The sequence below is a fragment of the Bradyrhizobium sp. 160 genome (assembly GCF_023073735.1).
GTDB lineage: Bacteria > Pseudomonadota > Alphaproteobacteria > Rhizobiales > Xanthobacteraceae > Bradyrhizobium.
The window spans coordinates 281,043-304,374 of sequence record NZ_JADPKD010000083.1; the positions used below are offsets into that span (position 1 = coordinate 281,043).

The 23,332-nt window shown below is 63.0% G+C and carries 26 protein-coding genes, 1 tRNA gene and 1 pseudogene; 15 read left to right on the plus strand and 13 right to left on the minus strand.

Going from position 1 to position 23,332, the window contains the following annotated elements; translation table 11 throughout:
- Positions 1 to 84: 84 nt before the first annotated feature.
- The 4 genes and pseudogenes from IVA98_RS35305 to IVA98_RS35320 form a co-directional block, all read right to left on the minus strand.
- The gene (locus tag IVA98_RS35305) at positions 85 to 1,317 is read right to left on the minus strand and encodes a rhodanese-like domain-containing protein (protein WP_247302819.1); all 1,233 of its coding nucleotides are present in this window, start codon (positions 1,315 to 1,317) and stop codon (positions 85 to 87) included.
- A 104-nt stretch (positions 1,318 to 1,421) separates the two neighbouring features.
- Positions 1,422 to 2,711 carry a DUF1963 domain-containing protein gene (locus IVA98_RS35310; RefSeq protein ID WP_247302817.1) on the minus strand — a complete coding sequence of 430 codons (1,290 nt, stop codon included), beginning with the start codon at positions 2,709 to 2,711 and terminating at the stop codon, positions 1,422 to 1,424.
- Between the two features lie 144 nt (positions 2,712 to 2,855).
- A pseudogene (locus IVA98_RS35315) lies at positions 2,856 to 3,089 on the minus strand (PepSY domain-containing protein); the annotation flags it as partial.
- Between the two features lie 33 nt (positions 3,090 to 3,122).
- Complete coding sequence (locus IVA98_RS35320; RefSeq protein WP_247302815.1) at positions 3,123 to 4,007, minus strand: dihydrodipicolinate synthase family protein; 885 nt, start codon at positions 4,005 to 4,007, stop codon at positions 3,123 to 3,125.
- 161 nt (positions 4,008 to 4,168) lie between these two features.
- On the opposite strand from IVA98_RS35320, the gene IVA98_RS35325 reads away from it, so the two are divergent.
- Positions 4,169 to 5,581 carry an FAD-binding oxidoreductase gene (locus IVA98_RS35325; protein WP_247356725.1) on the plus strand — a complete coding sequence of 471 codons (1,413 nt, stop codon included), beginning with the start codon at positions 4,169 to 4,171 and terminating at the stop codon, positions 5,579 to 5,581.
- Positions 5,582 to 5,592: 11 nt separating this feature from the next.
- The gene (locus IVA98_RS35330) at positions 5,593 to 6,309 is read left to right on the plus strand and encodes a GntR family transcriptional regulator (protein ID WP_247302811.1); all 717 of its coding nucleotides are present in this window, start codon (positions 5,593 to 5,595) and stop codon (positions 6,307 to 6,309) included.
- Positions 6,310 to 6,315: 6 nt separating this feature from the next.
- Here IVA98_RS35330 and IVA98_RS35335 read toward each other — a convergent pair whose 3' ends face one another.
- Entirely contained in the window at positions 6,316 to 6,453 is a 138-nt protein-coding gene (locus IVA98_RS35335) for a hypothetical protein (RefSeq protein WP_247302809.1), read from the minus strand.
- 289 nt (positions 6,454 to 6,742) lie between these two features.
- Here IVA98_RS35335 and IVA98_RS35340 point away from each other — a divergent pair, with 289 nt between their 5' ends.
- The 4 genes from IVA98_RS35340 to IVA98_RS35360 all read left to right on the plus strand — a co-directional run bounded on the left by IVA98_RS35340 (position 6,743) and on the right by IVA98_RS35360 (position 11,144).
- Complete coding sequence (locus IVA98_RS35340; RefSeq protein ID WP_247302883.1) at positions 6,743 to 8,764, plus strand: YgiQ family radical SAM protein; 2,022 nt, start codon at positions 6,743 to 6,745, stop codon at positions 8,762 to 8,764.
- A 662-nt stretch (positions 8,765 to 9,426) separates the two neighbouring features.
- Positions 9,427 to 10,002: a DUF1993 domain-containing protein gene (locus IVA98_RS35345; RefSeq protein ID WP_247302806.1), complete on the plus strand. Its 576-nt coding sequence runs from the start codon at positions 9,427 to 9,429 to the stop codon at positions 10,000 to 10,002.
- 427 nt (positions 10,003 to 10,429) lie between these two features.
- Positions 10,430 to 10,630, plus strand: coding sequence for a DUF6494 family protein (locus IVA98_RS35355; RefSeq protein ID WP_027547784.1), 201 nt, complete (start codon positions 10,430 to 10,432; stop codon positions 10,628 to 10,630).
- Positions 10,631 to 10,796: 166 nt separating this feature from the next.
- Positions 10,797 to 11,144, plus strand: coding sequence for a hypothetical protein (locus tag IVA98_RS35360; RefSeq protein WP_247302804.1), 348 nt, complete (start codon positions 10,797 to 10,799; stop codon positions 11,142 to 11,144).
- A gap of 260 nt (positions 11,145 to 11,404) precedes the next feature.
- Here IVA98_RS35360 and IVA98_RS37900 read toward each other — a convergent pair whose 3' ends face one another.
- Positions 11,405 to 11,524, minus strand: a complete 120-nt coding sequence (locus tag IVA98_RS37900; protein WP_524536454.1) for a GreA/GreB family elongation factor — start codon at positions 11,522 to 11,524, stop codon at positions 11,405 to 11,407.
- Between the two features lie 1,023 nt (positions 11,525 to 12,547).
- Here IVA98_RS37900 and IVA98_RS35365 point away from each other — a divergent pair.
- From IVA98_RS35365 to IVA98_RS35380, 4 genes are all read left to right on the plus strand, one after another.
- Positions 12,548 to 13,570, plus strand: a complete 1,023-nt coding sequence (locus IVA98_RS35365) for an LLM class flavin-dependent oxidoreductase (RefSeq protein WP_247302802.1) — start codon at positions 12,548 to 12,550, stop codon at positions 13,568 to 13,570.
- A 354-nt stretch (positions 13,571 to 13,924) separates the two neighbouring features.
- Positions 13,925 to 14,269, plus strand: coding sequence for a DUF1236 domain-containing protein (locus IVA98_RS35370; RefSeq protein WP_247302801.1), 345 nt, complete (start codon positions 13,925 to 13,927; stop codon positions 14,267 to 14,269).
- 114 nt (positions 14,270 to 14,383) lie between these two features.
- Positions 14,384 to 14,743: a hypothetical protein gene (locus IVA98_RS35375; RefSeq protein ID WP_247302799.1), complete on the plus strand. Its 360-nt coding sequence runs from the start codon at positions 14,384 to 14,386 to the stop codon at positions 14,741 to 14,743.
- A 233-nt stretch (positions 14,744 to 14,976) separates the two neighbouring features.
- Positions 14,977 to 15,513 carry a hypothetical protein gene (locus IVA98_RS35380; protein WP_247302797.1) on the plus strand — a complete coding sequence of 179 codons (537 nt, stop codon included), beginning with the start codon at positions 14,977 to 14,979 and terminating at the stop codon, positions 15,511 to 15,513.
- A gap of 111 nt (positions 15,514 to 15,624) precedes the next feature.
- On the opposite strand, the gene IVA98_RS35385 is transcribed toward IVA98_RS35380, so the two are convergent.
- Positions 15,625 to 15,894, minus strand: coding sequence for a hypothetical protein (locus IVA98_RS35385; RefSeq protein ID WP_247302795.1), 270 nt, complete (start codon positions 15,892 to 15,894; stop codon positions 15,625 to 15,627).
- Positions 15,895 to 15,944: 50 nt separating this feature from the next.
- On the opposite strand from IVA98_RS35385, the gene IVA98_RS35390 reads away from it, so the two are divergent.
- Positions 15,945 to 16,373, plus strand: coding sequence for a hypothetical protein (locus IVA98_RS35390; RefSeq protein ID WP_247302793.1), 429 nt, complete (start codon positions 15,945 to 15,947; stop codon positions 16,371 to 16,373).
- A gap of 169 nt (positions 16,374 to 16,542) precedes the next feature.
- Here IVA98_RS35390 and IVA98_RS35395 read toward each other — a convergent pair whose 3' ends face one another.
- From IVA98_RS35395 to IVA98_RS35405, 3 genes are all read right to left on the minus strand, one after another.
- Positions 16,543 to 16,998 carry a hypothetical protein gene (locus IVA98_RS35395; RefSeq protein WP_247302791.1) on the minus strand — a complete coding sequence of 152 codons (456 nt, stop codon included), beginning with the start codon at positions 16,996 to 16,998 and terminating at the stop codon, positions 16,543 to 16,545.
- Positions 16,999 to 17,008: 10 nt separating this feature from the next.
- Positions 17,009 to 17,227: a hypothetical protein gene (locus tag IVA98_RS35400; RefSeq protein ID WP_247281520.1), complete on the minus strand. Its 219-nt coding sequence runs from the start codon at positions 17,225 to 17,227 to the stop codon at positions 17,009 to 17,011.
- A 234-nt stretch (positions 17,228 to 17,461) separates the two neighbouring features.
- Positions 17,462 to 17,620 carry a hypothetical protein gene (locus IVA98_RS35405; protein WP_247302789.1) on the minus strand — a complete coding sequence of 53 codons (159 nt, stop codon included), beginning with the start codon at positions 17,618 to 17,620 and terminating at the stop codon, positions 17,462 to 17,464.
- 241 nt (positions 17,621 to 17,861) lie between these two features.
- Between IVA98_RS35405 and IVA98_RS35410 the strand changes: the two genes are divergently transcribed.
- Positions 17,862 to 18,188: an antibiotic biosynthesis monooxygenase family protein gene (locus IVA98_RS35410; protein ID WP_247302787.1), complete on the plus strand. Its 327-nt coding sequence runs from the start codon at positions 17,862 to 17,864 to the stop codon at positions 18,186 to 18,188.
- Between the two features lie 84 nt (positions 18,189 to 18,272).
- Here IVA98_RS35410 and queD read toward each other — a convergent pair whose 3' ends face one another.
- The 3 genes from queD to IVA98_RS35425 all read right to left on the minus strand — a co-directional run bounded on the left by queD (position 18,273) and on the right by IVA98_RS35425 (position 20,528).
- Positions 18,273 to 18,629: a 6-carboxytetrahydropterin synthase QueD gene (queD, locus tag IVA98_RS35415; protein WP_247302785.1), complete on the minus strand. Its 357-nt coding sequence runs from the start codon at positions 18,627 to 18,629 to the stop codon at positions 18,273 to 18,275.
- 66 nt (positions 18,630 to 18,695) lie between these two features.
- A tRNA-Arg gene (locus tag IVA98_RS35420) sits at positions 18,696 to 18,772 on the minus strand.
- Positions 18,773 to 19,025: 253 nt separating this feature from the next.
- Positions 19,026 to 20,528 (minus strand): ATP-binding protein, encoded by a 1,503-nt coding sequence (locus IVA98_RS35425; RefSeq protein ID WP_524536450.1) that lies wholly within the window; start codon positions 20,526 to 20,528, stop codon positions 19,026 to 19,028.
- 350 nt (positions 20,529 to 20,878) lie between these two features.
- On the opposite strand from IVA98_RS35425, the gene rpmH reads away from it, so the two are divergent.
- Genes rpmH through yidC form a run of 3 tightly spaced genes read left to right on the plus strand, consistent with a single transcriptional unit; the run spans position 20,879 to position 23,302 of the window.
- Positions 20,879 to 21,013, plus strand: a complete 135-nt coding sequence (gene rpmH, locus IVA98_RS35430) for a 50S ribosomal protein L34 (protein ID WP_212501943.1) — start codon at positions 20,879 to 20,881, stop codon at positions 21,011 to 21,013.
- 28 nt (positions 21,014 to 21,041) lie between these two features.
- Positions 21,042 to 21,434: a ribonuclease P protein component gene (gene rnpA / locus IVA98_RS35435; protein WP_247302783.1), complete on the plus strand. Its 393-nt coding sequence runs from the start codon at positions 21,042 to 21,044 to the stop codon at positions 21,432 to 21,434.
- Positions 21,434 to 23,302: a membrane protein insertase YidC gene (gene yidC, locus IVA98_RS35440; protein WP_247302781.1), complete on the plus strand. Its 1,869-nt coding sequence runs from the start codon at positions 21,434 to 21,436 to the stop codon at positions 23,300 to 23,302. Before rnpA ends, yidC begins: the two co-directional genes overlap by 1 nt.
- The last annotated feature ends 30 nt before the right edge of the window (positions 23,303 to 23,332 follow it).

The window sequence follows — 23,332 nt, forward strand, 5'->3', positions numbered from 1 at the left end:
GCCTAGATACGGGGAGAAGATGGCGGGCGCCCGTCATGCTTGCGTCAGCAATTCCGCCATCCGAGAGGGTGACGGGCAACAGACTCAGATCACATAAAACCCGTGCGTTCCGTCCCGGCGGAGCTGCTCGACCAGGCCGTACTCCCAGTTCAGATAGGCCTGCATCGCACCTTCCGCGACGTCGGTGCCTTCATAGGGGCGGCGGTAACGATGTGCCGGATCGGGCTTCGGCAATACGCGCGACGGGCCGATCTCGAGCGCACCGTCATAGCCGCCTTCGAGCACATAGACCTCCCAGCCCATCTGCGCGAGCCAGGACGCCGTCACGTCGGCACGGACGCCCTTGTCGTCAGTCAGGAGGATGCGCGCCCCACGCACCGGCGCGGCCATGTCGGTCTCCTGGACGAGCTGACCGCCAGGATAGTGGCGGAAGCCGGGAAGATGGCCGGCCGCATATTCCTCGGCATCGCGCACGTCGAAGCGATAGAGCGTGCGCTCGGCCTGCGCGACAAGCGCCGCCGCCTCGCTCGCGCCGATATGACGAACGCCGGCGCGATAGGCCACGTCGCGGGCATTGGCGGGGCCGCCTTCGAACGGCCCGATCGCGCCGCGCCTGTCGGCGCCGTGATCGAGCCTGTGCCGCGCCAGCGTCCAGCCGATTGTGCCGTTGCGCAGCGCGCACACTTTGTTGGGCACGCCGGCATTGATCAGCGACTGGGTGCCGATGATCGAGCGCGTGCGGCCGGCGCAATTGACGATGATCGTGGTGGCGGGATCGGGCGCGGCGCTGCCCGCGCGCAGCACCAGCTCCGCGCCCGGCACGCTGACCGAGCCCGGAATGTTCATGGTCGCATATTCGTCGAAGCGGCGAACGTCGAGAATGGCGATGTTGGCCTTCTCGGCAATGAGTCTTGCCACCTCGTCGGCGCTGAGGGAAGGCGTGTGGCGGCGCGCCTCGACCAGTTCGCCAAATGCTTTTGAATAGGAATTGACGTCCTCGAACACCTCGTAACCGGCCTTGCGCCAGGCCTTCAGCCCACCATCGAGCACGCTGATGTTGCTGTAGCCGAGCGCGGCCAGACGTTCGGCGCCGGTCGCAACCAGCTCTTCCCCATCATCATAGAGCACGATCGCCACGTCCTTGCGCGGCAGCCTGACCTCGGCTTCGACCGCGATCCGGTCGGCAGCCATGTTAGCAGCGAACAGCGGATGGCCAGTCGCGAACGCCGCCTCGTATCTGAGATCGAGCAGCGCGATTTCTTCACGCAGCAGCAACGAGCGGCGGATCTCGGCGGGAGTGACGGTCGGGAGCTTCATGGCATGGACTCGATATGTGGGCCGGAAGCTTTTGAACCATTGCAGCGGTGTTGGCCAGCCATATCGGAGAGCAGGAGAATCGCGAATTCGCCGCGTAGATCCGTCTAGTCGCATTCGTATGTGGCGACGACCTGCGAAAAATCGCGCCGGGCAAGAGCATCCCGATCGATCCAAAAATGCAGCACACCGCCGACGTCGGAGTGCCAATCAAAGAACGCAAGATCGCCTTGTATCTGGAGCAACAACATGTCTTCCAGATGCTCCTCGGTCGCATCCTGCGGGCCGCTGCCATACCCCAGCATCTGATGAAGCGCCGTGCTGAAGTGGCGGCGCTGCCCTTCTTCGACAGTTGGCGTCTTCCAGTGATTCTGCCGCGCGAGATTCGCAACATAGCTGAGAGGGACGTCATCGCAACCATCGGCACGTTGGGTCGCCATGCAACGAATCGTGTGGTTGATGGCGTTGCCCAGGTCCCTCGGGAGTTCGCTCGCGTATGTGCGCACTTGCCCGTCCAGCTTCTCGTAGGCTCGCACGACATCGAACCACCAGGATCTGAAGCTCGCTTTTGTGTCCAAATCGATGCCATCCATCTGGGTGAGCGCCCGACACCGCTCGAGCCACCCGACGGCACCAGCGCGAAGCCGCTTCAATTCCATGGTTGCTTCGTCGGTGAGCGGCTTGCCGTAGTATCCACGCGTCAGATCGCGTTGGACGTGCGACAATACCGACCGAACCACGTAAGTGATCAGTAGCCAGTTGAAGGGCCAATCCTCGTCCTTCTCGTATTTGGCCGCACCTCGGAATTGAAGCAGATCACTCTCCGGCGGCTCCCCCGGACCCAAAGCCTTGCATAATTCTTCCACCATAAGCTCACCTCCGACTGCGTCCTCGCGGAAGTAGAAGTCGCGGAATAACCGGAAGGAGATCGGATATTTGAACTCGACCTTGGAATGAAAATCGAAGTTGGGGTCGAGCCATTTGACTTGGTAATCACCATCAGTGCCGGCCAGCGGCATCAAATTTGGCGGCGGCGCACGGTCAGGATAAGCGCCACCGTCGCTCGGACCATAGAGGACACGGCAAGGTGGACGCCCCTCGCCGACGAATACCGAACTGCAAAAGAAATAGAGTGTGCCGCGTTTCGGAAGCGGCGACCAACCTGAACCGGGCAGTTCGGCCAAGTCAATTTGAGCCACGAACGTGAGCGCAACTGTCTCCAAGGTTTCGTTTGCTCTGACTTCCGCCGTCGGCCATTCGAATTGCGGGGGCAGCTTGGGAAGACCGCCGAAGAAGCTTCGCGAAGGATGAGCAAGGGGCACGGGCAGATCGCTACGTCGAACGAGCACCGCAGGCAGCGCCGCTTGTTCAAGTTCGTCTCGTTCGGATCGCGCCATCAAGCCCCCTCACGACCTTAGCGTGTATCATGAGGATCGAACCATTTCGCGAAACCGCACACAAGTGTTTCTTAGTCGCAGCGGCAATACCCAGCTCGTCATGTCCTTAAGACGGACTGTTCGGGAGCCGCTGAACGCTGAACCTCACTCGCCCGGAACGAGCCGGCCGGGCGGCGGCTGCGCCGGGCGCCGAAGCCTGCGGCGGGACAGGTAGAGCAACATGCCCGTGACCGAGAACAACGGCATTAAAGCCGCGGCGATCATGAAGGCGACCTTGCCCGGCCGCCCCAGGATGGCGCCGCGATGGATGTCGAGCACGTTGGCGACAATCCTCTCGCCAAAAGTTTTGTTGGCTTAGCGCTCCGCGGAGACCAGTTGTTCACCGTGGGCCCGTCGCGATTCTGCGTGATCTCACGCGACAGCGGGAGCCATCAGTTCATCGAGCTTTCGCTGGAACGCGGCGCCGTCGGACAACGCGCGGAGCGGCGGACGCACACGCAGCCAGCTGGTATCGCCTGTCTGCGCCGCGAGAATGGCCTTCAGCGTCGCGACCAGAGATGGCGTCTTGACCACGACGTCGATCGCGGCTTGCATGCGCGCTTCGACATCCTTGCCGTCGACCATGGCCTTGACCAGCTCCGGCACGACATTGGCCATGCCGCAGATGGTGCCGGCACCGCCGGCGGCGATCGCACGGGCGATGTCGGCTTCGTTGCCGACAGTAATCGCGAGGTCGGGCGCGGCGTTGCGGAACGCCTGGAATTGCTTGAAGTCGCCACTGGAGTCCTTCAGGCCCGCAATCAGCTTGCCGTAGCGCTTGCGCAGATTCGCAGCGACACTGGTCGGGATCGCGACGCCCGAGACCTGCGGAATATGATAGAGCGAGGCGCGCAGGCGATCGTCGCCGACGCCGTCGATGATCGCGGCGAAGGCATCCTCGATGCCTTCAGGGGTGACGTTGCGATCGACGTAAGGCGGCAGCAACAGGACGTGACGCAGGCCGAGGCCGAGCACGGCGCGCGTCAATGCGATGCCGTCGGTGATGGCGGGGAAGCCGCCGCCGATGCCGATACGTTCCGGCGCGACGCCGGCCTTGAGCACGGCTTCGATGGTCGCGATACGTTCGGCGGCATTGAACGAGGTGCCCTCGCCAGTGGTGCCGAACAGCACGACACCGTCGATCCCTCTACTGAAGAGTTGCTTGGCATGAGCCGCGAGCTTTGTGCTGTCCACGCTGCCGTCCGTCGCCAGGGGCGTCACTGATGCCACCCAGAACCCGCGAATTGCCTCCATCATGATACCACCCATTGCTGCGCTTCAGACTAAGCCCCTGATTTCTCGCGATCTTCAGGCCTGTCGAAGCGGTGTTTTTGCTTTACTTCTTCTGATGTACCTTACATACAAGGCGAACGCAATCCCGCGGCGATCGGCGGCCGCAGATCGTGAGGAGGTCTCGCATGGACATGGCGCCCAACATTGAGCTTCCCGACCAGTTGCTCTGCGCACTTCGCGACAAGCTCGGCGCGGCCGCGGTGCTGACCGGCAGCGACGTGCCGGCGCGCAATTGCAACGATTGGAGCGCAAGCCTGCCGCAAACGCCGCGCGCGGTGATCCGTCCGCTCGATGCGCAGGGCGTTGCCGATGCGATTCTGGTCTGCCGGCAGGCGCGGCTTCCCTTCGTGCCGCAGGGCGGATTGACCGGGCTGTGCCGCGGCGCATCGCCCGAAACAGGCTGGGTCGCAATCTCGCTCGAGCGCATGACCGGCATCGAGGAGATCGATCCTGCGTCGGCAACGATGACGGTGAAGGCAGGCACGCCGCTGGAGACGATCCAGAAGGCCGCAGATGAGGCCGGCTTCTTCTTTCCGCTCGATCTCGGTTCGCGCGGCTCCTGTGCCATTGGCGGCAATCTCTCGACCAATGCCGGCGGCAACCGCGTGATCCGTTACGGCATGACGCGCGAGCTTGTGCTCGGGCTCGAAGTGGTGCTGCCCGACGGCACCATCATCACCAATCTCAACAAGCTGATAAAGAACAACGCCGGGTACGATCTGAAGCATCTCTTCATCGGCTCGGAAGGCACGCTCGGCATCATCACCCGCGTGGTGCTGCGGCTGTTTCCAAAACCGCGTTCGACCATGGCTGCGCTCTGCGCGCTGAAGGACTATGCCGCGGTGATCGCGCTGCTCGGCGCCGCACGCAGCGGGCTCGGGCCGCTGCTGTCGGCCTTCGAGGTGATGTGGCCGGACTATTGGGACGTGATCACGATTCGCGCCGGCGTGAAGCCGCCGGTCGCAGCAGGCCACGGCCTCTACGTGCTGGTCGAGGCGCAAGGCACCGACGAGAGCATCGACGCGCCGCGCTTCCAGACCTGGCTCGAAGAGCTCATGGAGCGCGGGCTGCTGACTGACGCGGCGGTGGCGCAATCGCTGGCGCAAACGCAAGCGTTCTGGCGCGTGCGCGACATCTGTGCCGAGTTCGGCCAGGTGCTGGGGCCGCACATCTCCTACGACATCGGGCTAGCGGTGGCGCGGATGGACGAGTTCGCGACGCGCTGCAAGGCCGCACTCGCCGATGGCATCAAGGGCTCCGAGAGCGTCTATTACGGCCATATCGGCGACGGCAATCTGCATCTCGTCTCCTGGGTCACGGGTCTCTCCGTCGCGCAGCAGCCGAAGGAGGAAATGGACGCGATCATCTACGGTCTCGTGCGCGAGATGGGCGGCAGCGTCTCCGCCGAGCACGGCATCGGCACGCTGAAGAAGAAATGGCTGGATCACGCCAGGAGCGAGCCTGAGATCGCGCTGATGCGCACGCTGAAGGCCGCGCTCGATCCCGAGCATCTGCTCAATCCCGGCAAGGTGATCTGACCGAACAGCCCATGAAATCGCTGAAGCTCGATACGCCGAAATCGCTGTCGCAGCGGGTGATGCAGCGGCTGCGCCAGGCCATCATCGACGGTGAGTTCGCGCTCGGCGCCGCCATCTCCGAGGAGATGGTGGCAAATTCCTTCGGCGTCAGCCGCACGCCGGTGCGCGAAGCGATGGGCCAGCTGCAGGCGCAAGGCCTCGTGGTGATCCGGCCGCAGGTCGGCAGCTTCGTATTCACGCCGAGCGCGGAGGACATCCATGCGCTCTGCACCTTCCGCATCGCGCTCGAGCCGAAGGCCGCTGAGTTCGCCTTCCGCCACGACCGCGACGGTGCTGTCGCGGCGATGAGCGCAGCGATCGCCGCGATGGAGCCGGCGATCGCGGCAAGAGACAACATCGCCTATGGCCGCGCCGACGCCGCTTTTCACGAGGCGCTGTTCGCCCATTGCGGCAACCGCTACCTCGCCGAATCCTATCAGCTCGTCTCCGGCCGCGTCGCCGCGCTCCGCACCAATTTGACCTCGCCGATCGACGTGCGCACCCGCTCGTCCTTCGACGAGCATCGCAGGCTGCTCGATCTGTTCGCACGCGGCGAGCAAGCCTCCTTCGAAGCACTGATGACGACGCACATCACCAATTCGGGCGTGGTCTATGCCAAGGCGCTGAAAGTAGAGGCGCTGAAAGTAGAGGCGGTGAAGATGAAGATGGAGGCGCCGAGGGTGGATTGAGCGTCGTCACGGCTCCTCCGCCGGTCCCGGCCTGTCCAGAAAATCCAGCGCGGTGTTGATCTGTTCGAGCTGGTGCTCGAGCCTGTCGCGGTCTTCGACCGACTGCGCTGTCTCGAGCTGTTCCACGAGCTTCTGCTTCCGCATCAGCAAGTTCTCTATGACGGTGCTCACAATTCCCCCATCGCCAGAGGCGACGTCACGAACGCCGAGATGGTGGAGGCGCGCGCGACTCGGGCCCGGTTAGAACCCTGAACCAGAATGTTCGCAGCGGCGATTGGTTCCCGCGGGCGCCACCCGATCTGGGCGGCCGCGAGGCTGGAACTCCGCGCTCAACTCGTCATGACGATGCCGCCAAGCTGCATCGGCGAGACATCGGCAAAGGCCGCGCATCGATCGGTTGTATTCACCCGCCCGGAGCCCTATGCCTATCCGTATGGACACCCAGATCGTCACCGTCGAAAAGCCTCTGATGACACAGGCGCGCCCGCGCAAGCCGGCACCGTTCCTCCCCATGAGCCGTGCCGAGATGAATGCGCTCGGCTGGGATGCCTGCGACATCGTGCTGGTGACGGGCGATGCCTATGTCGATCATCCGAGCTTCGGCATGGCGATCATCGGCCGGCTGCTCGAGGCGCAAGGTTTTCGCGTCGGCATCATCGCGCAGCCGGACTGGCACTCGGCCGAGCCGTTCAGGGCATTGGGCCAGCCGCGCGTGTTCTTCGGCGTCACCGGCGGCAACATGGATTCGATGGTGAACCGCTACACCGCGGACCGCCGCCTGCGCCATGACGATGCCTATACCGCCGGCGGCGAAGGCGGCAAGCGGCCGGACCGCTGCACCATCGTCTACGCCCAGCGCTGCCGCGAGGCGTTCAAGGACGTCCCGATCGTGCTCGGCGGCATCGAGGCCTCGCTGCGCCGGATCGCGCATTACGATTACTGGTCCGACAAGGTGCGCCGCTCGGTGCTGGCCGATGCCAAGGCGGACCTTCTGCTCTACGGCAATGCCGAGCGCGCCGTCGTCGAAGTGGCGCAGCGGCTCGCCGCCGGCGAAGCGCCGCGCGAGCTCGACGACATCAGGGGCGTCGCGCTGTTCCGCAAGGTCCCTGCGGATTACACTGAGCTGCACGCCGACGATCTCGACTCCGCCGATGAAGGCGCATCGCGCCAAAAAGGCTCCACGGTGATCCGCCTGCCGGCCCTCGAGCAGGTCGAGCAGGACCGCGAGGCCTATGCGCGCGCTTCACGCGTGCTGCACCGGGAGAGCAATCCCGGCAATGCGCGGCCGCTGGTGCAGCGTCACGGCGATCGCGATCTCTGGCTGAACCCGCCGCCGATCCCGCTCACCACCGAGGAGATGGACGCGGTCTACGACCTGCCTTACGCGCGCGCGCCGCATCCGTCCTACGGTGATGCAAAGATCCCCGCCTGGGAGATGATCAAGTTCTCGGTGACGATCATGCGCGGCTGCTTTGGCGGCTGCACCTTCTGCTCGATCACCGAGCATGAGGGCCGCATCATCCAGAACCGTTCGGAGGGCTCGATCCTGCGCGAGATCGAGAAGATCCGCGACAAGACGCCGGGCTTCACCGGCGTGATCTCCGACATCGGCGGCCCTACCGCCAACATGTACCGGATGGCGTGCAAGGATCCGAAGGTCGAGGCGGCGTGCCGGCGGCCGTCCTGCGTCTTCCCCGAGATATGTCCGAACCTCAACACCTCGCATGACGATCTGATCCGGCTCTATCGCAAGGTGCGCGAGACCCGCGGCATCAAGAAGGTGATGGTCGCCTCCGGCGTGCGCTACGATCTCGCGGTCGAGAGCCCCGAATACATCAAGGAGCTCGTCACCCATCACGTCGGCGGCTATTTGAAGATCGCGCCGGAACATACCGAGCGCGGCCCGCTCGACAAGATGATGAAGCCGGGCATCGGCGCCTACAACCGCTTCAAGCGGATGTTCGATGAAGCCGCCGAGCAGGCCGGCAAGAAATATTATTTGATCCCCTATTTCATCGCGGCACATCCCGGCACGACCGACGAGGACATGATGAATCTCGCGCTCTGGCTGAAGAAGAACCGCTATCGCGCAGATCAAGTGCAGACCTTCCTGCCCTCGCCGATGGCGACCGCCACCGCGATGTACCACACCGGCGTCAACCCCTTGCGCGGCGTCCGCCACGGCGGCAGCGACAAGGTCGAGGCGATCAAGGGCCTGCGCCAGCGCCGCCTGCACAAGGCGTTTCTGCGCTACCACGACCCCGACAATTGGCCGGTGCTGCGCGAGGCGCTGAAGGAGATGGGCCGCGCCGATTTGATCGGCTCGCAGCCCCACCAGCTCGTCCCCGCGCACCAGCCCCCCGGCACCGGCAAGGCCGCCGGCACGAAGCGCCCGGTGCGCCCCGGCGGCAGGACGCAGCGGTTTACAACCAAGGGCGTGCGGGTGATGAAGTAGCGGGACGAGGGAGCTTTCGTGCCCCCCGCAACAAAAAATGTCGAAAACAACCCCATGCACAGTAGCCGCCCCTAGCGGGATCAATGGCTTGGACACCTTGCAGAGACGCTGACCCGTCGGGCAAAAAGTCGTTGCCCCGTCGGGCAACACAGGCGCATGATGGCATCATTGGGCAGGCGGGATAGAGCGAGCCCGGTCTCTGCCCGCATCGATATCCTCGAGCTTCACACCGCGTCCCGCGCGCAGGCTGTCACACGCCTGTTCGACGCGTGCAGGGGGATATACTCCCCGGGGAATTAGCACTTTGGCACCGTGTGACACCGGCTTCACCCTTCGCGGCTGGTGGTCCACGCCCGAGCCGTCACAGCTTCGTCAACACGGCCGACACCAAATCCGAGGCGCTAGGGCGTGCATTTATCGATCAGCCCCCAAGCAGGCTGCGTCCGTTCTGCCTTCGAAAGCAGACCTGGCCGGTTCGCCTTTGGAAGTCAGCTAAGGGCCACATGCTGAAGCGAAGAGACTTCACGCCCCTAATCCGCTCTCCACCTCAAAGCAGACGGTCGTTGCATGGTCGGGCGAGGCAGCTACAGGCCAAGAGGGTGCATCGGCGCGAGAGCCAGCAGTTGGTGTTAAGTTGTCCGCTCTATGATACAATTTTCACCATGGCACAGGTTGCGACATCACTCTACGACCTCAGCGTTCCGACTTTCCTGCAGACCGCTAGGGCCGTCGGAGGCTTTCTCGACCGCACGACCAAACATTGCGCCGAGACCGGGGCCGGCCTGGAAGAAGTTGTGAAGGCCCGCCTCTTCCCCGACATGGCACCTTTTCACTTCCAGATCGAAGCCCTGACGCATCATGCAATATGGGGGATGGAGGCTGTGAAGACCGGCGTGTTCGCCCCACCGCCCCTGGTCGGCGCGATGCCGTTTGCCGACCTACGAACGATGGTCGGCCACGCAATAGTGGCGCTGGAAGCGTTCTCACCCGATGAGGTCAATAGTTGGTCCGGCAAGAATCTGGACATCGAAATCTATCAGCCGCTCGACGTGGACAATCCCACAACTTCGGGCTGGGTCCCGCGGACATTGGCCCTCACGCCAGAGACTTTCCTCCTCTCGTACTCACTACCCAACTTCTATTTCCATGCTGTCACAGCGTACAACATCCTGCGCACGCGGGGCATACCGCTTGGAAAATACCATTTCCAGGGACAGTTGCGCACCAGACCGATCTAAGCCAACGGCGCATGCACTCTAATGGAGGCGAGTAGTCGGCTAGCAGAGCATGCATCTTGCCGACGGCACGCGCCCATAGATGCCCGCTCCGGGTCACGAGCAGCGATCGCGCTGGGGCCGAACTATGTCCAGTTAGTCCCAGCGAGCAGACTTACGGATGGAGCATTCGGTCTTCAGCAGGCCAACAGGCGACATTCTGACGAGCGACGCCGCGAAGCGAGGCGGCTTACTCGCGTCGTCAAACCTTGACCACTGAGATGACCAAGATCGCAGCCAGTCCCGGCAACAAGATTGAACTCGCCACGATGCCCAGAAGCAACGGGCGAATGAACGTCCCGATCATTGATCTCTAGTCCGGGACTTGGGGGCTGTAAACACGGGATCGCCAATGTGTTAGGCTTTGCCCAGCCGATCAGGGAGAAAAGCCATGACCGCCGAGTTCGATGAAGACCGCTTCAATATGGCTATCCGTAAGTTTCTGAAGCATGTCGGAGTTACATCGCAGCGTGAAATCGAGAATCTAGTGCGTAGCGGGGCGGTGAAAGGTGGCGAGCTCAAACTGCGAATGACGCTGTCCGCTGAGGGGACGCCGCTGAAACATGTTGTCGAGGAAACAGTCGCACTCTGACGAGGGCACACCGACCCAACGTCCGTTCAGGGTCAGAACCAGCCGTTTAATAGCGAGGACCGCCGTTGATAGCGTCTCGGCGCTCTGACGTGATCGAGAGCCATCGGCGAAGCTCAGGCGTTGGCGGCCGAATGACTTGCTTTGCGCGACGGCCAATCGATCTGGCATGTCGGAAGAACCCATACGCGGTGAGCAGGATCACAACCATTGTGGTCGCGAAGTAACCAGCCTCAAAAAAGACGATACACCACGCGACGAAGAACACGACCTGCCAGAGCAAGGCGAACCCGAGATAAGTTTTGCCGGTTGGGATGCCTTTGCTCATACTGATCACTTATGCATCCTTGCAATCCGCGGCACCCCCCAAGTTGATCCTTCCGGCTTGCGACGAGCCCATGGTAAAGATTGCGTTGCGCGTCGAAACGCGGAACTTCCGCTCCGGGTCAAAAGCGCCTATTGGGCAGCTGGAGTGCCATTTCCGGTTTGCCCTGACGAGGAGATGGCTGAACGGTGAGACCCGACTTCGCATTCGGCCCACAATCGGACTCATCCAGTGCAGAACAACCATCAAAGATCTTCCCGCAGTGCGCCTTGAAAGAGCCGTGGGTAAGCAGCGGTGGGTGCCCAGCTCGATTATAGATCGAGAGGGCAGTTCAGTTGGACTTAAAGCCCTGAAGAAGGTTGCCAGGTAGTACGACAGCCAGAACGACGGTGATATCGATGACTGTTAAGGCGGCCTGTTTAGCTGAACCATGGCGCATGCCAACGCCTCCTTCAGTTCGACACGCCGAGTACCCTCCATGGTCGCCTGTTTTGGCCTGGCGCTTGGAACTCGATGGCCTGGCCAACCGATAAGTCGAACAACGCAGTTCCAACCGGCGCAAGAACCGAGATGCTTAGCGAAGGATTGTTCCAGGTTCTCCAGCATCAGACACGAAGCATGCGATGCGGCGGGTGCCCCGGCTAACTGGCCTTGGTGCGATACACCTTGCTGTATGTAAATGCGTGCCATGGCCGAAGTTGCCAGATTTTCCCGCGGGTCCAGCGAACGGGCCAAGTCTTAAAAGAAGAGGGGCTGGCAATGCACTACGTCCGCGCGCACGAAGTTGTAGTTCTTCACGACCGCCTTGAAGCGCTCGTTTTTCAACTTGCCGAGTTGGAACAGTTGCGAGCGCAAGTGCTTTTAGCCGAGCAGAAGGCGGAGAGAACTGGAGGAAAGTGCGAGCGCGGGGAGGCTCACGGGAAGCGCCAGTTGCCTGCGAAATAGGGCCGCTGCCGGAAGGCAACAACCGGTGCTCCGGTCTGCGCCTCTTTGCGGCAGGTAAGGGACATTACCAGCACAGAGGCAAGATTTTCGGTCTCCGTCGGTTGAATTCAGGCGACGATAATGAGCCAGTACGTAGAGGCGCGTTACGCGCTCCTGATATTGCAAGAAGCGCGGGAGACCTGCGAAGATCAAGCAGCAATATTGCTCAACAATCTAATGCAAGACCTTAGGCCAGCACAGCAAGATGACCCGCGTCGTGCCGGTGCGTTAGCTTCTATCCGGCATTTGGCCGTAATTTTACGCGAGCACCGGATGCCCGCATCGTCTTATTGGGAAGCGGCGCTAGACGCTGCGCAGGCATGGCGAGACCATGCAGAGCGATGACGGGGCCTCGGCTCTGGGCTGTCGGGCGAAGATGTTTTCCAAATGCGTCGCTGTCGGCAACATTTGGTCGTCTGTTCAGCGTCAAAACGCGACGCCGACCCCAGAGGCCCGAACGCCTGCGATGGGTCAAACTGCGAAATGACGGCGTTGTCTGCTTAGGTCTGCTTCTCCCCAAAGGGCGGCACTTGCGAGTACACGCCTTCCGCTCTGTCCAACTTTCCTCCAGCCGTATCGCAAACTCCTGCGATCATACTTACTTTTCCTCCATGAAAAAGATTGGATTCTTGTCCTTCGGACACTGGACGCCCTCGCCGCAGTCACAGACCCGCTCGGCCGCGGACACGCTGCTGCAATCGATCGAGCTTGCGGTTGCGGCGGAACAGCTCGGCTTGGACGGCGCCTATTTCCGCGTCCACCATTTCGCCCGGCAGCTCGCATCACCCTTTCCGCTGCTCGCCGCCGTCGGCGCCAAGACCAGCAGGATCGAGATCGGCACGGCCGTGATCGACATGCGTTACGAGAACCCGTTCTACATGGTGGAGGACGCAGGAAGCGCCGACCTCATCGCCGGAGGGCGGCTCCAGCTCGGCATCAGCCGCGGCTCGCCCGAGCAGGTGATCGACGGCTGGCGCTATTTTGGCTATCGCCCGGCCCAGGGCCAGAGCGATTCCGACATGGGTCGGCGCCACGCGGAAGTCTTCCTCGACCTGCTCCGCGGCGAGGGTTTTGCCGAGCCCAATCCGCAGCCGATGTTTCCCAATCCGCCCGGGCTGTTGCGCCTCGAGCCGCATGCGCAAGGCTTGCGCGAACGCATCTGGTGGGGCGCCGGCTCGAACGCCACCGCGGTGTGGGCAGCAAAGCTCGGCATGAACTTGCAGAGCTCGACGCTGAAGAACGACGAGACCGGCGAGGCTTTTCATGTGCAGCAGGCGGCGCAGATCCGCGCCTATCGCGCGGCGTGGAAAGAGGCGGGGCACAGCCGCGAGCCGCGTGTATCGGTGAGCCGCAGCATCTTCGCGCTGATCGACGATCGCGACCGCGCTTATTTCGGCGGGGAGCGCGGAGGGGAGGATCAGATCGGCTTCATCGACCCGCGCACCCGCGCGATCTTCGGCCGCTCCTATGCGGCGGAGCCTGACGTGCTGATCGAGCAACTGCGCCAGGACGAGGCGATCGCGGAAGCGGACACGTTGCTGCTGACGATTCCCAACCAGCTTGGCGTCGCCTATTGCGCGCATGCGCTCGAGGCGATCCTGACTCAGGTGGCGCCGGCGCTGCGGTGGCGGTGAGGCAAACGACCGGCAGCTGTCGCTCGTACGATGCCGTTCAGTTTTTAGAAAGCGGGCGACGTAGGGCTGACGAGGTCGTCGAGAATTCCTTGCAGCTATGCAGCCCCGGCTTCTTGCATTCAGAAACCGGGGCCTTTGCATTTAGTGCATGTGGCCAATGAGATAGATGCCACCGCCGACAACCAGGATCGCCGGCACGGCCCAGAGAATCAATACAGGCATTATCCTCTCCTCCGAATAACTGCTCCCGAGGAAGAAACAGGAAAAAACGGCAAACGTTCCGCGTTCCTGCGGAACGGCCGAGCTGATGGCGAGTTCATCGCAGCGCCGCATCAAGCGGCGAGGGAGAATGCGATGAAGAAGTTCATGCTGATTTCGGCCGCCGCTCTGCTCGTGTCGACGAGCGCGATGGCGCAAACCACCGTCACCACGACGACCGGGGCCGGACACGGCGCGACCGTGCAGATCGAGCCGGAATACCGCACCAAGATTCGATCTTACGTCACCGAGCACAAGATCCGTCCGGTCGAGACCCGCGAAAAGATCGTGGTCGGCTCGCCGGTCCCGCGCGACGTCGAGCTCGCCAGCGTGCCGGCCGATTGGGGCCCGTCGCTGACGAAGTATCGCTACGTCTATTCGGGTAACCGGGTCATGCTGGTGGACCCCGAGACCCGCATGGTGGTCCAGGAGGTGGATTAACTGCGCCGCGCGGCGGGCCGTGGAGGAGCGGCTCGCCGTGCATCCTGCTTTCATTTCGCGGTAGGGGGCCCGATGCCCATCATTCGATATTTCCTGTTTGCAGGCGCATTGGTCGTGGCGCTGCTCTTCGCACTCGATCGCAATCTGCCGCCACTTGGCGAGCGCTCCGTCGGCCCGGAGGTCGACAGAAGCATCATTCGCATCCACTCCGCACGAGCCTTGCCTGAAAAAATCATCTTCGACACGTCCACTCAGATCGCCGCCACCGTCTCTTCGCCTCTGCTCGCCGCCGATCCGCCGGGCCACGTTACGAGCAACGCATTGGCGATGGCTGAACCGCGGAAGCCAGACACGAACACGCCCGCACCTCAGCGCGCCACGACGCGAGCAGCCGGTCTCCGTTCAAATCGCGCAGCTCGCTCGGCGTCCTCACGTCGACTCTACGATCGCCAGGTGATGGTCGGGGCATTCTGAGATGTGCTGATGCAGCGTGATCGCGGCGCAAGAGGCGCGCAGCCGTTCGCGCTCGCTCCAGATGAACGCCAGATGAATAAGAGGATGCGTGGCCGTGTTCGCGGATCGCGGAACTTCACTTCAGGTTGCGCAAGAGCGTCAACGTGTCCGACGCAAGGAACGTTTGCGTGTTTGCCAATTTATCCCGTGCCTGATTTGGCGATTTGTTTTTGGAAACCCTGGAGGAAATGGACATGAGGATCCTGAAGCTTTCCGCGGCTGCGGCCGCGCTGTTGGCCGGCACGGCACTCGCTGTTGCGCAATCGAGTTCGACGGTCGGCACCGGCGGCTCTTCGGCCGGCGGCGGCACCAGCAACTCGACGGTCGGAACCGGCGGTTCATCAGCAGGCTCGGGCAGCGGATCAGGCTCCGCGTCGACGCTGGGCACTGGCGGCTCGTCTGCAGGCGGCGGCACCAGCAGTTCGACTGTCGGTACCGGTGGCTCCGCGGCCGGCAGCGGCTCGGGAAGCGGCTCGGCCTCGACGCTCGGCACCGGCGGTTCGTCGGCTGGTGGCGGCAAGAGTTCGTCAAGCGTCGGCACCGGCGGCTCGGCGGCTGGCTCGGGCTCCAACTCCGCATCGACGGTCGGCACCGGCGGCTCTTCGGCCGGCGGCGGCAAGAGCGGCTCGACGGTCGGCGCGGCCGGCTCGTCTGCGGGCCATGCCAGCGACATGGGCATGGAGAAGGGCAAAGGCCACCACAAGGACGAGATGAAGAAGGACAAGGATTGAGCCTTTACCCGGAGCGGCAGCAATGCCGCTCCTTCGTCTTTGTTGGAGGAGGACGCGCATGAACAGATCAATCATAGCGATCGCAGCGTTGGCTTTGATGAGCGGCGCGGCTCAGGCAACAACCATGGAAAAGACAGGAAAGACGGCTTCGGGCGAGACCTGCAAGGTGACGGTCGAGAAGCACGCTGACGGTAGCATTACCGCGGTCGGCTCATCTGGTTCAGGCACGACCGGATCGACCTCATCGAGCGGTTCGCTGTCGAGCTCAAGCTCGGCCGGCGGATCATCGGTGCACGTGCAGGCCGGCGGCGGCAACGTCTCGAGCTCGTCGTCGACGGCTGGCGGTCCTGGCTCCACCAGTGCCAGCACCATCACCGTCAATGGCTGCACAATCTCGACCTCGTCACCCTAAATTTATAGAGGATTGAAACATGAGAAACTTACTCACGACCGCGGCGGCCGCGGCCCTGCTCGCTGCCGCTTCGCCGGTTCTTGCACAGAAGAGCGTCACCGGCGGAAGCGGCGGCTCGGCTGCCGCGGGCGGCACCTCCGCCTCCACCGTCGGCACCGGCGGCACGTCCACGTCGCCGACCGGCAGCACCGGCTCCTCGATCGCGGCCGGTGGAAGCGCCGCTTCCGTCAACGGCAAGTCCCAGACCGGCGTCAGCATGAACAAGGGCAACGGGCCCGTGCTGAATTCCAACGCGCGGGCGCAGGCCCATGAAGGCGGCACGTTCAGCCGCTCGCATACGCGCACCAAGGTCAAGGCCGGCGAAGAGGTCGGCTCGACCACCAAGTCGATGTCGCATGTACCGGGCTCGAAGCCGACCATGTCGACGACATCGACGACGGCTCGCTAGGGCGTATCGGTTCTGGTTGAATCAGAACCGAAGCTCCTTGTCTTGAAGCTCCTTGACGCGTTTTCGTCGCGAACCAGTATCCACGTCGCTAGAAAACGCGCTCATCCTCACGACCTGCTGCCCGAGTCGCTCGGGCAGCCTTTTTTGTGTTGTTTGTGTTGTCTTCCGGTCAACCGGCACTCAGGCTGTGGCTGATGCGCGTCACGATGCCGTCCCATTGCCGCTTCTCAGCCGCCGGATAATTGATCAGCACGCAATGGACGTAGCGCCGCGAGAAATTGCAACGGTCGTACCAGATCTTGCCGCGCTTGATGCTGGAGACTACGAAAAATCTCGGTGTGATCCGTTTATAGATGATCCCGGACGGCGGATTCTTCCTGGCGAGAAATTCGGCCGGCGAGAGACCTTGATTGGGAACAGCTTGCACGGTGAGATCGGCGCGGCCATCGGAGGTGCGAAATTGCTGGCCGTATCCGTCGGGCTTTCCGGCGGGCTCGGTGAAAAGCGAGGCGGGAATGTCGGCCGACGTTCCGGATTCCGGAATCCGGTAGGTCGTCCAGCTGTCTGCCCCGGCAACGGATGATGTCGCCCAGAGCGCGATGACCACAGCAGCTGCTGTCCTCATGTCGGCCTCATCAATGACGCGGCGCCAGTTGCAATTCCATCAAGGCGATCCTCTGCAAGGCGGCGGGGTTGCGCTCACCCGCACCGGCCGTGCGCAGGATGGATTCGGCGAGTGCATTGACGTGCGAGGAATGCACGGGCTCCGGCAGGGTCGCAATCGCAGCTTCCAGCGCGGTGGTCATCAGCTCGATCACCTCGGGGGAAAACTCGGTATTGGCAAAGTTCTTCATCGGTGGACCGTGCGAGCCGCCTGCTCAACGTCGGGAAAAAGTGGAAGTTCCTGCGGGGCGGCAAGCCCGGCATCAATCCGAGAGGGCGACGCGGATGACTGGGCAATGGCAATTCGATGATGCCCGGCCCGCCGTTACAGAGCGTTCTTTGTGTCCATCCTTCGAGACGCCCGCCTCTGTGGCGGGCCCTCGAGGGCTCGTCTCGCGGCGAAGGGCGATTTTACTCGCGCGACCTCAGAATAATGCGGCCTTCAGCGCCTGTCCGTAGATCATGGCGGCAACGAGGAAGATTAGCGCCCACGCTCCCGCGAAGATCATGAGGATCTTCAGGGTCTCGACGTCGATGGTGATTCTCATTGCACGGGATAGTGCTTTTGCCAGTGCAGCCATCATCGCCAGCTCCGGACCAGGCCGCGCAGAGCGCGGTCTGATTCGTCTAGCGTCATTGGGGGCGTTTGCGTGTGAAACAGATTACACGCGGCGGTCAGCTGAGTTCAGAAGAGCACTTATGCCGAAGACCATCATTGCTTCAGCTCAATGATGTGGCACCAAGTTCGAGGGACGGCTGACGGCCGTGACATGGAGACGCTGGAACGAGAATGCGAAGCACGGCGTTCGCCCGAAGGAGTCCCCCATGCCGACCAAACCGACCATCGCCCGCATCTGGCGCGGCCGTACTCGCCGCGAGGTCGCTGACGCCTACCAGGCCTACCTGCAGGCGGAGGGCATTCCGCCGCTGTTGAAGACGGCGCTCGGCGTGCAGCAGCTGCGCGAGGACCGCGATAAGGAGACGTGGTTCACGACCATCTCCTACTGGGCGGACGTCGAGGCCATGACGGCTTTCACCAAAGGCGAGCCGATCAAGGTGCATCATCTCCCGCGCGATCCGGAATTCCTGATCGAGTTACCGGAACGCATCGAGATCCACCGCATCCTGATCGACGAACAGGGGCTGCGGTGATTGCCACCACGCGTATCCCAGCCGAGCGAGGCTCCGGTTCGGGATACGATGTCGAGCGCATTTTGACCACGGCGCCGTCGCGCGTCACCGCCCCTGATATTCGGCCCAGCAGTCCGCCGTTTCGTAAACGCGGACAGCCGAGATTTGCCGCATGCTCGGCACCAGCCGGTCCCATATCCAGATCGCAATGTTCTCGGCCGTCGGGTTCTCGAGCCCCTCGACGTCGTTCAGGCACCTGTGGTCCAACGCGCCCACGATGTCGGCGAAGCACTTCTCGAGATCGAAAAAGTCCACGACGAAGCCCGTGCGCGGGTCGACCGGTCCGTCGAGCTGAACCTCTACTCGGTAGGAATGACCATGCAGCCGGCTGCATCGGTGCGTCTCGGGCACCTTCGGCAGCCGATGCGCCGCCTCGAATTTGAATGCCTGCGATATCTTCATTGGTTCCCGACAGGGCGCGGCCGATCCGCGATCTCGGATGCCGGTTGCCTGACCGGCGTCAAGGAATGGCGCGCCCGGAACGATTCGAACGTCCGACCCTCAGATTCGTAGTCTGATGCTCTATCCAGCTGAGCTACGGGCGCGTTTTTCGCAAGCAGCGATGGCGGGCATGGCCCGCGACGCATCTCCCGGAGGGCCGGGAGGGGTGCGAAAGAGCGCTCTGACTAGCCGCTCTTGTCCCTGTTGGCAAGATCCGGGATGGGGAGATTTTGCAAGGAGATGACCGTCAGCGTGACCCCGCCAAGCGAGAAGTGCGGAATCTCGCGCCGAAACCTCTGATTCCGCGCCCGTCCCTTTGGGCCGTCCCGGAATGACGAGAGACTGTCGGCTGGCCGGCTACGCCCGCGCCCGCTCGTTGCGGATGGAGAGCAGTTCCACGGGGCGGTCGGGGATGACGATACGGAAGGTGGCGCCGATGGTGCCTTCGACGAGGTGGATGTCGCCGCCATGGGCGCGGACGAGCTCGGCGGCGATGGCAAGGCCAAGGCCGCTGCCGCCGGGGCGACCGGAGGTTTGGAACGCCTCGAACAGGTGCTCCCGGGTTTTCTGGGGCACGCCCGGGCCGGTGTCGGAAACCTCCAGGATGGCGACCGCGCCCTCGCGTTTTCCGGTGATCCGGATCTGCTGCACGCCGCCGTCGCCGGACGAGGCATGGCTTTCCAGCGCCTGGGCGGCGTTACGGACGAGGTTGAGCAGCACGCGGAACAGCTGGTCGGGATCGGCATCGACCGCAAGCCCGCGCTCGATCGCCGAAACCCAGGCGATCGAGGCGTCGTTGGCGAGGCCAGCGGTCTCGCGCACCTCCAGCACCACCGGCTCGATCAGGATCATGCGGCGGTCTGGTGCGGCCTCCTGAGCGCGGCCATAGGACAAGGTGGATTGGCAGAAGGCGATGGCGCGCTCCAGCGAGCGCACCAGTTTTGGCGCGAAGCGCTGCACCCGCGGATCCGGCACGCTGGCGAGTTGGTCCGACAAAAGCTGCGCCGAGGCCAGCAGGTTGCGCAGATCGTGGTTGATCTTGGAGACGGCGAGGCCGAGGGCGGCGAGCCGGCTCTTCTGATTCAGCATCGACATCAGGTCGCGCTGCATGTCGGACAATTCGCGCTCGGCCACCCCGATCTCGTCGCTGCGCTGGCTCGGCACGATGATCCGCGCCGAGCTCTCGGGATTCTCGTGGAAGCCGACCAGGCTCGCAGTGAGCCGCCGCATCGGGCGCACGAAGAGATAATGCAGAGCGAGATAGACGAGGCCCGCGGTCAGCGCCGCGATGATCAGCGCAACCACCACGACATTACGGGAGAAGCGGTACATCTGCTGCCGCAGCGGCAGCTCGTCGGTGACGATCTCGATGAATTGGGCGTTGCCGACGCCCGGCCCAACGATGCGGATGGCTTGGTTGCCGGTCTCCAGCATCATCCGGAACGAGCCGGTGATCGCCTCCCACGCCGTCACGTCGCGCAGATCGATGTCATGCTCGATGGCCGTGGGAAGGTTGTCGCTGGCGAGCAGCCGGCGCTGCTGGCCCATCTTGATGGCGACGGCGCGGGCATTGATGCTCTTCAATATCTGCCGCGACAGCGAATCGGGAACCATGCCGAGCGGCGCGGCGTCCAGCACCAGCGCCGCGGTGTTGGCCGCCGCCACCCGGTCGTTGAGCCGGTTGACCCAGAAGTTGGCGATGGCGGGCACGTAAAGCAGGCTGGCCGCGATCATCACCAGCGGGACGGTAAGCAGCAGCAGCTTGCCTGACAGCCCGAGCCCGCGCGAGCCGCGCGGCCGCATCGCCGGCTGGTCCGGCTGATCCAGATCCTGGATCGGCTGGCGATCTGTGGCTGCCACGAAATTCGCCCCTGTTGGCCTTGGCTGATGCAAGATGCGACCGGCCCCGGGCCCGGTCAAATTACGGATCGCTAATCTGCCGAGGTGAGATGTAAGCGCTGATAAAGCGAGTCGCTACCTCAAGGGTTAAAAACCCCGCACAAACAGCGATATTCACTGGAAACGCGCGCTTGTGCGGCGTTGACGAAAACAAGGCGCTCGCTTATAAGCCGCGCGAATTGTCCGCGATGACCCGGTGCGACACCGGGAGCGGCTCTCTTGGGGCCGGAAAAGGGCCCGTTTTGGGCCGCATCTTCCGGACTTTACCATCAATTCTACAGGCAAATTGCCCGGTCAGCGGAGAAAAACCCGTGAAGCGGACTTATCAACCCAGCAAACTGGTGCGCAAGCGCCGTCACGGCTTCCGTGCCCGTCTCGCCACCGCCGGCGGCCGCAAGGTTCTCGCCGCCCGCCGCTCCCGCGGCCGCAAGCGTCTGAGCGCCTGAGCCGGACCCCCTTTTTCCGGGATTCATCATGGATCGGCTGAGGCAGCGGGCGGATTTCCTCGCCGTTGCCAATGGCGCGCGGGTGAATAGTCCCGCGTTCGTCCTGCAAAGCCGTCGCCGGGACGACGGCGGCCCGATCCGGATCGGCTTTACCGTTACCAAAAAGAACGGCAACGCCCCCGAGCGCAATCGTATCCGGCGCCGGCTTCGCGAACTGGTGAAGCGGTTAGATCCGGTGTCGATGCAACCCCATCATGATTATGTGCTGGTCGGCCGAAGGGACGCGCTCTCGCGCGACTTCGCGACCATGCTCGACGATCTGCGCATAGCATTCGCGAAGCCCGCGCGGCATACGCCCAAGGGACCGGCGAAAGCCGGGCCCCGCGATAAGCCGCAAACCGGATTGATGACGAGAGAATGATGACAGACAATCGCAACACCATCCTCGCCGTCATTCTGTCCGGCCTGGTGCTGATCGCCTGGCAGTATTTCTACAACGTGCCGCAGATGGAGAAGCAGCGCGCCCAGCAACAGACGCAGGCCGAGCTCCAGAAAGGCACACCGCAGCCGACGGCGTCGCCGACGCCGGGTGCCGCGCCGCAGGCGGGCGGCACTCCCTCGGCTCCCCCTGTCGCGAACCAGCCGGCCCAGCCGATCGTCAGCCGCGAGGCCGCGATTGCCGCCTCCCCTCGTGTCAAGATCGAAACGCCTCGTTTGACCGGCAGCATTTCCTTGAAAGGCGCGCGCATCGACGACCTCGCGCTCGTGCAGTATCGAGAAACGGTCGACCCCAAGTCGCCGCCGATCATCCTCTATTCGCCCTCGGGCACGGCGGAGCCGTATTACGCCGAATTTGGTTGGGTGGCCGCGACAAGCGACACGAAGGTGCCTGACCGGACCACCGATTGGCAGCAGGAGGGCTCCAACAGCCTGACGCCGTCCACGCCGCTGGTGCTGAAATTTGATAACGGTCAGGGCCTCACCTTCCGCCGCACCATCACGATCGACGACCGCTACCTGTTCAGCATCAAGGACGAGGTGACCAATGTCGGCAACGCGCCGGTCAAGCTCTTTCCGTTCGCATTGATCTCGCGCCACGGCACGCCGCAAGTCTCAGGCTACTACATCCTGCATGAAGGCCTCATCGGCTATCTCGGCGACCAGGGCTTGCAGGAGAAGGCTTATAAGGCCGTCAGCGAAGCCCCTGCGATCGGCAACGGCGGACACGGATTCGAATTCAACAAGGTCACCAATGCCTGGCTCGGCATTACCGACAAATACTGGGCATCCGCGCTCCTTCCCGACACGTCGGCAACGCTCAAGGCACGTTTCGTCGCCGAACCAGGTACCCAGATCCGATACCAGACCGACTACCTGCAAGATGCGCAGACCGTCGCAATCGGCGGCACGACGACAGCCAACACGCGGCTGTTCGCGGGCGCCAAGGAAGCCGGCGTGGTCGGCATCAACTTCCCGCTCGCAGGCCTCGGCGGCTACAACAAGGAGCTCGGCCTCAACCATTTCGATCTCTTGATCGACTGGGGCTGGTTCTACTTCATCACCAAGCCGATGTTTCTCGGCCTCGACTTCTTCTATCGCTTCTTCGGCAATTTCGGCATCTCGATCCTGCTCGTCACGGTGATCGTGAAGCTGTTGTTCTTCCCGCTGGCGAACAAGTCTTACGCCTCCATGGCGAAGATGAAGTCGATCCAGCCGCAGCTTCAGGCGCTGAAGGAGCGCTATCCCGACGACAAGGTGAAGCAGCAGCAGGAGATGATGGAGATCTACCGCAAGGAGAAGATCAACCCGGTCGCCGGCTGTCTTCCCGTGGTGATCCAAATCCCGGTGTTCTTCTCGCTCTACAAGGTGCTGTTCGTCACCATCGAGATGCGGCACGCACCGTTCTATGGCTGGATCAAGGACCTCTCGGCGCCCGATCCCACCAACCTGTTCAACCTGTTCGGGCTGATCCCGTTCGACCCGACCACGATCCCCGTGTTCGGCCACTATCTCGCGCTCGGCATCTGGCCGATCATCATGGGCATCACGATGTGGTTCCAGATGAAGCTGAATCCGACGCCGCCGGATCCGACGCAGCAGATCATCTTCAACTGGATGCCGCTGATCTTCACCTTCATGCTGGCCGGCTTCCCGGCGGGCCTCGTGATCTACTGGGCCTGGAACAACCTGCTCTCGGTGGTCCAGCAGAGCTACATCATGCGCCGCAACGGCGTGAAGGTGGAGCTGTTCGACAATCTCAAGGCGACGTTCGCGAGGAAAGCGACGTAGGCCGAGGACTTCGAACCTCATCCTGAGGAG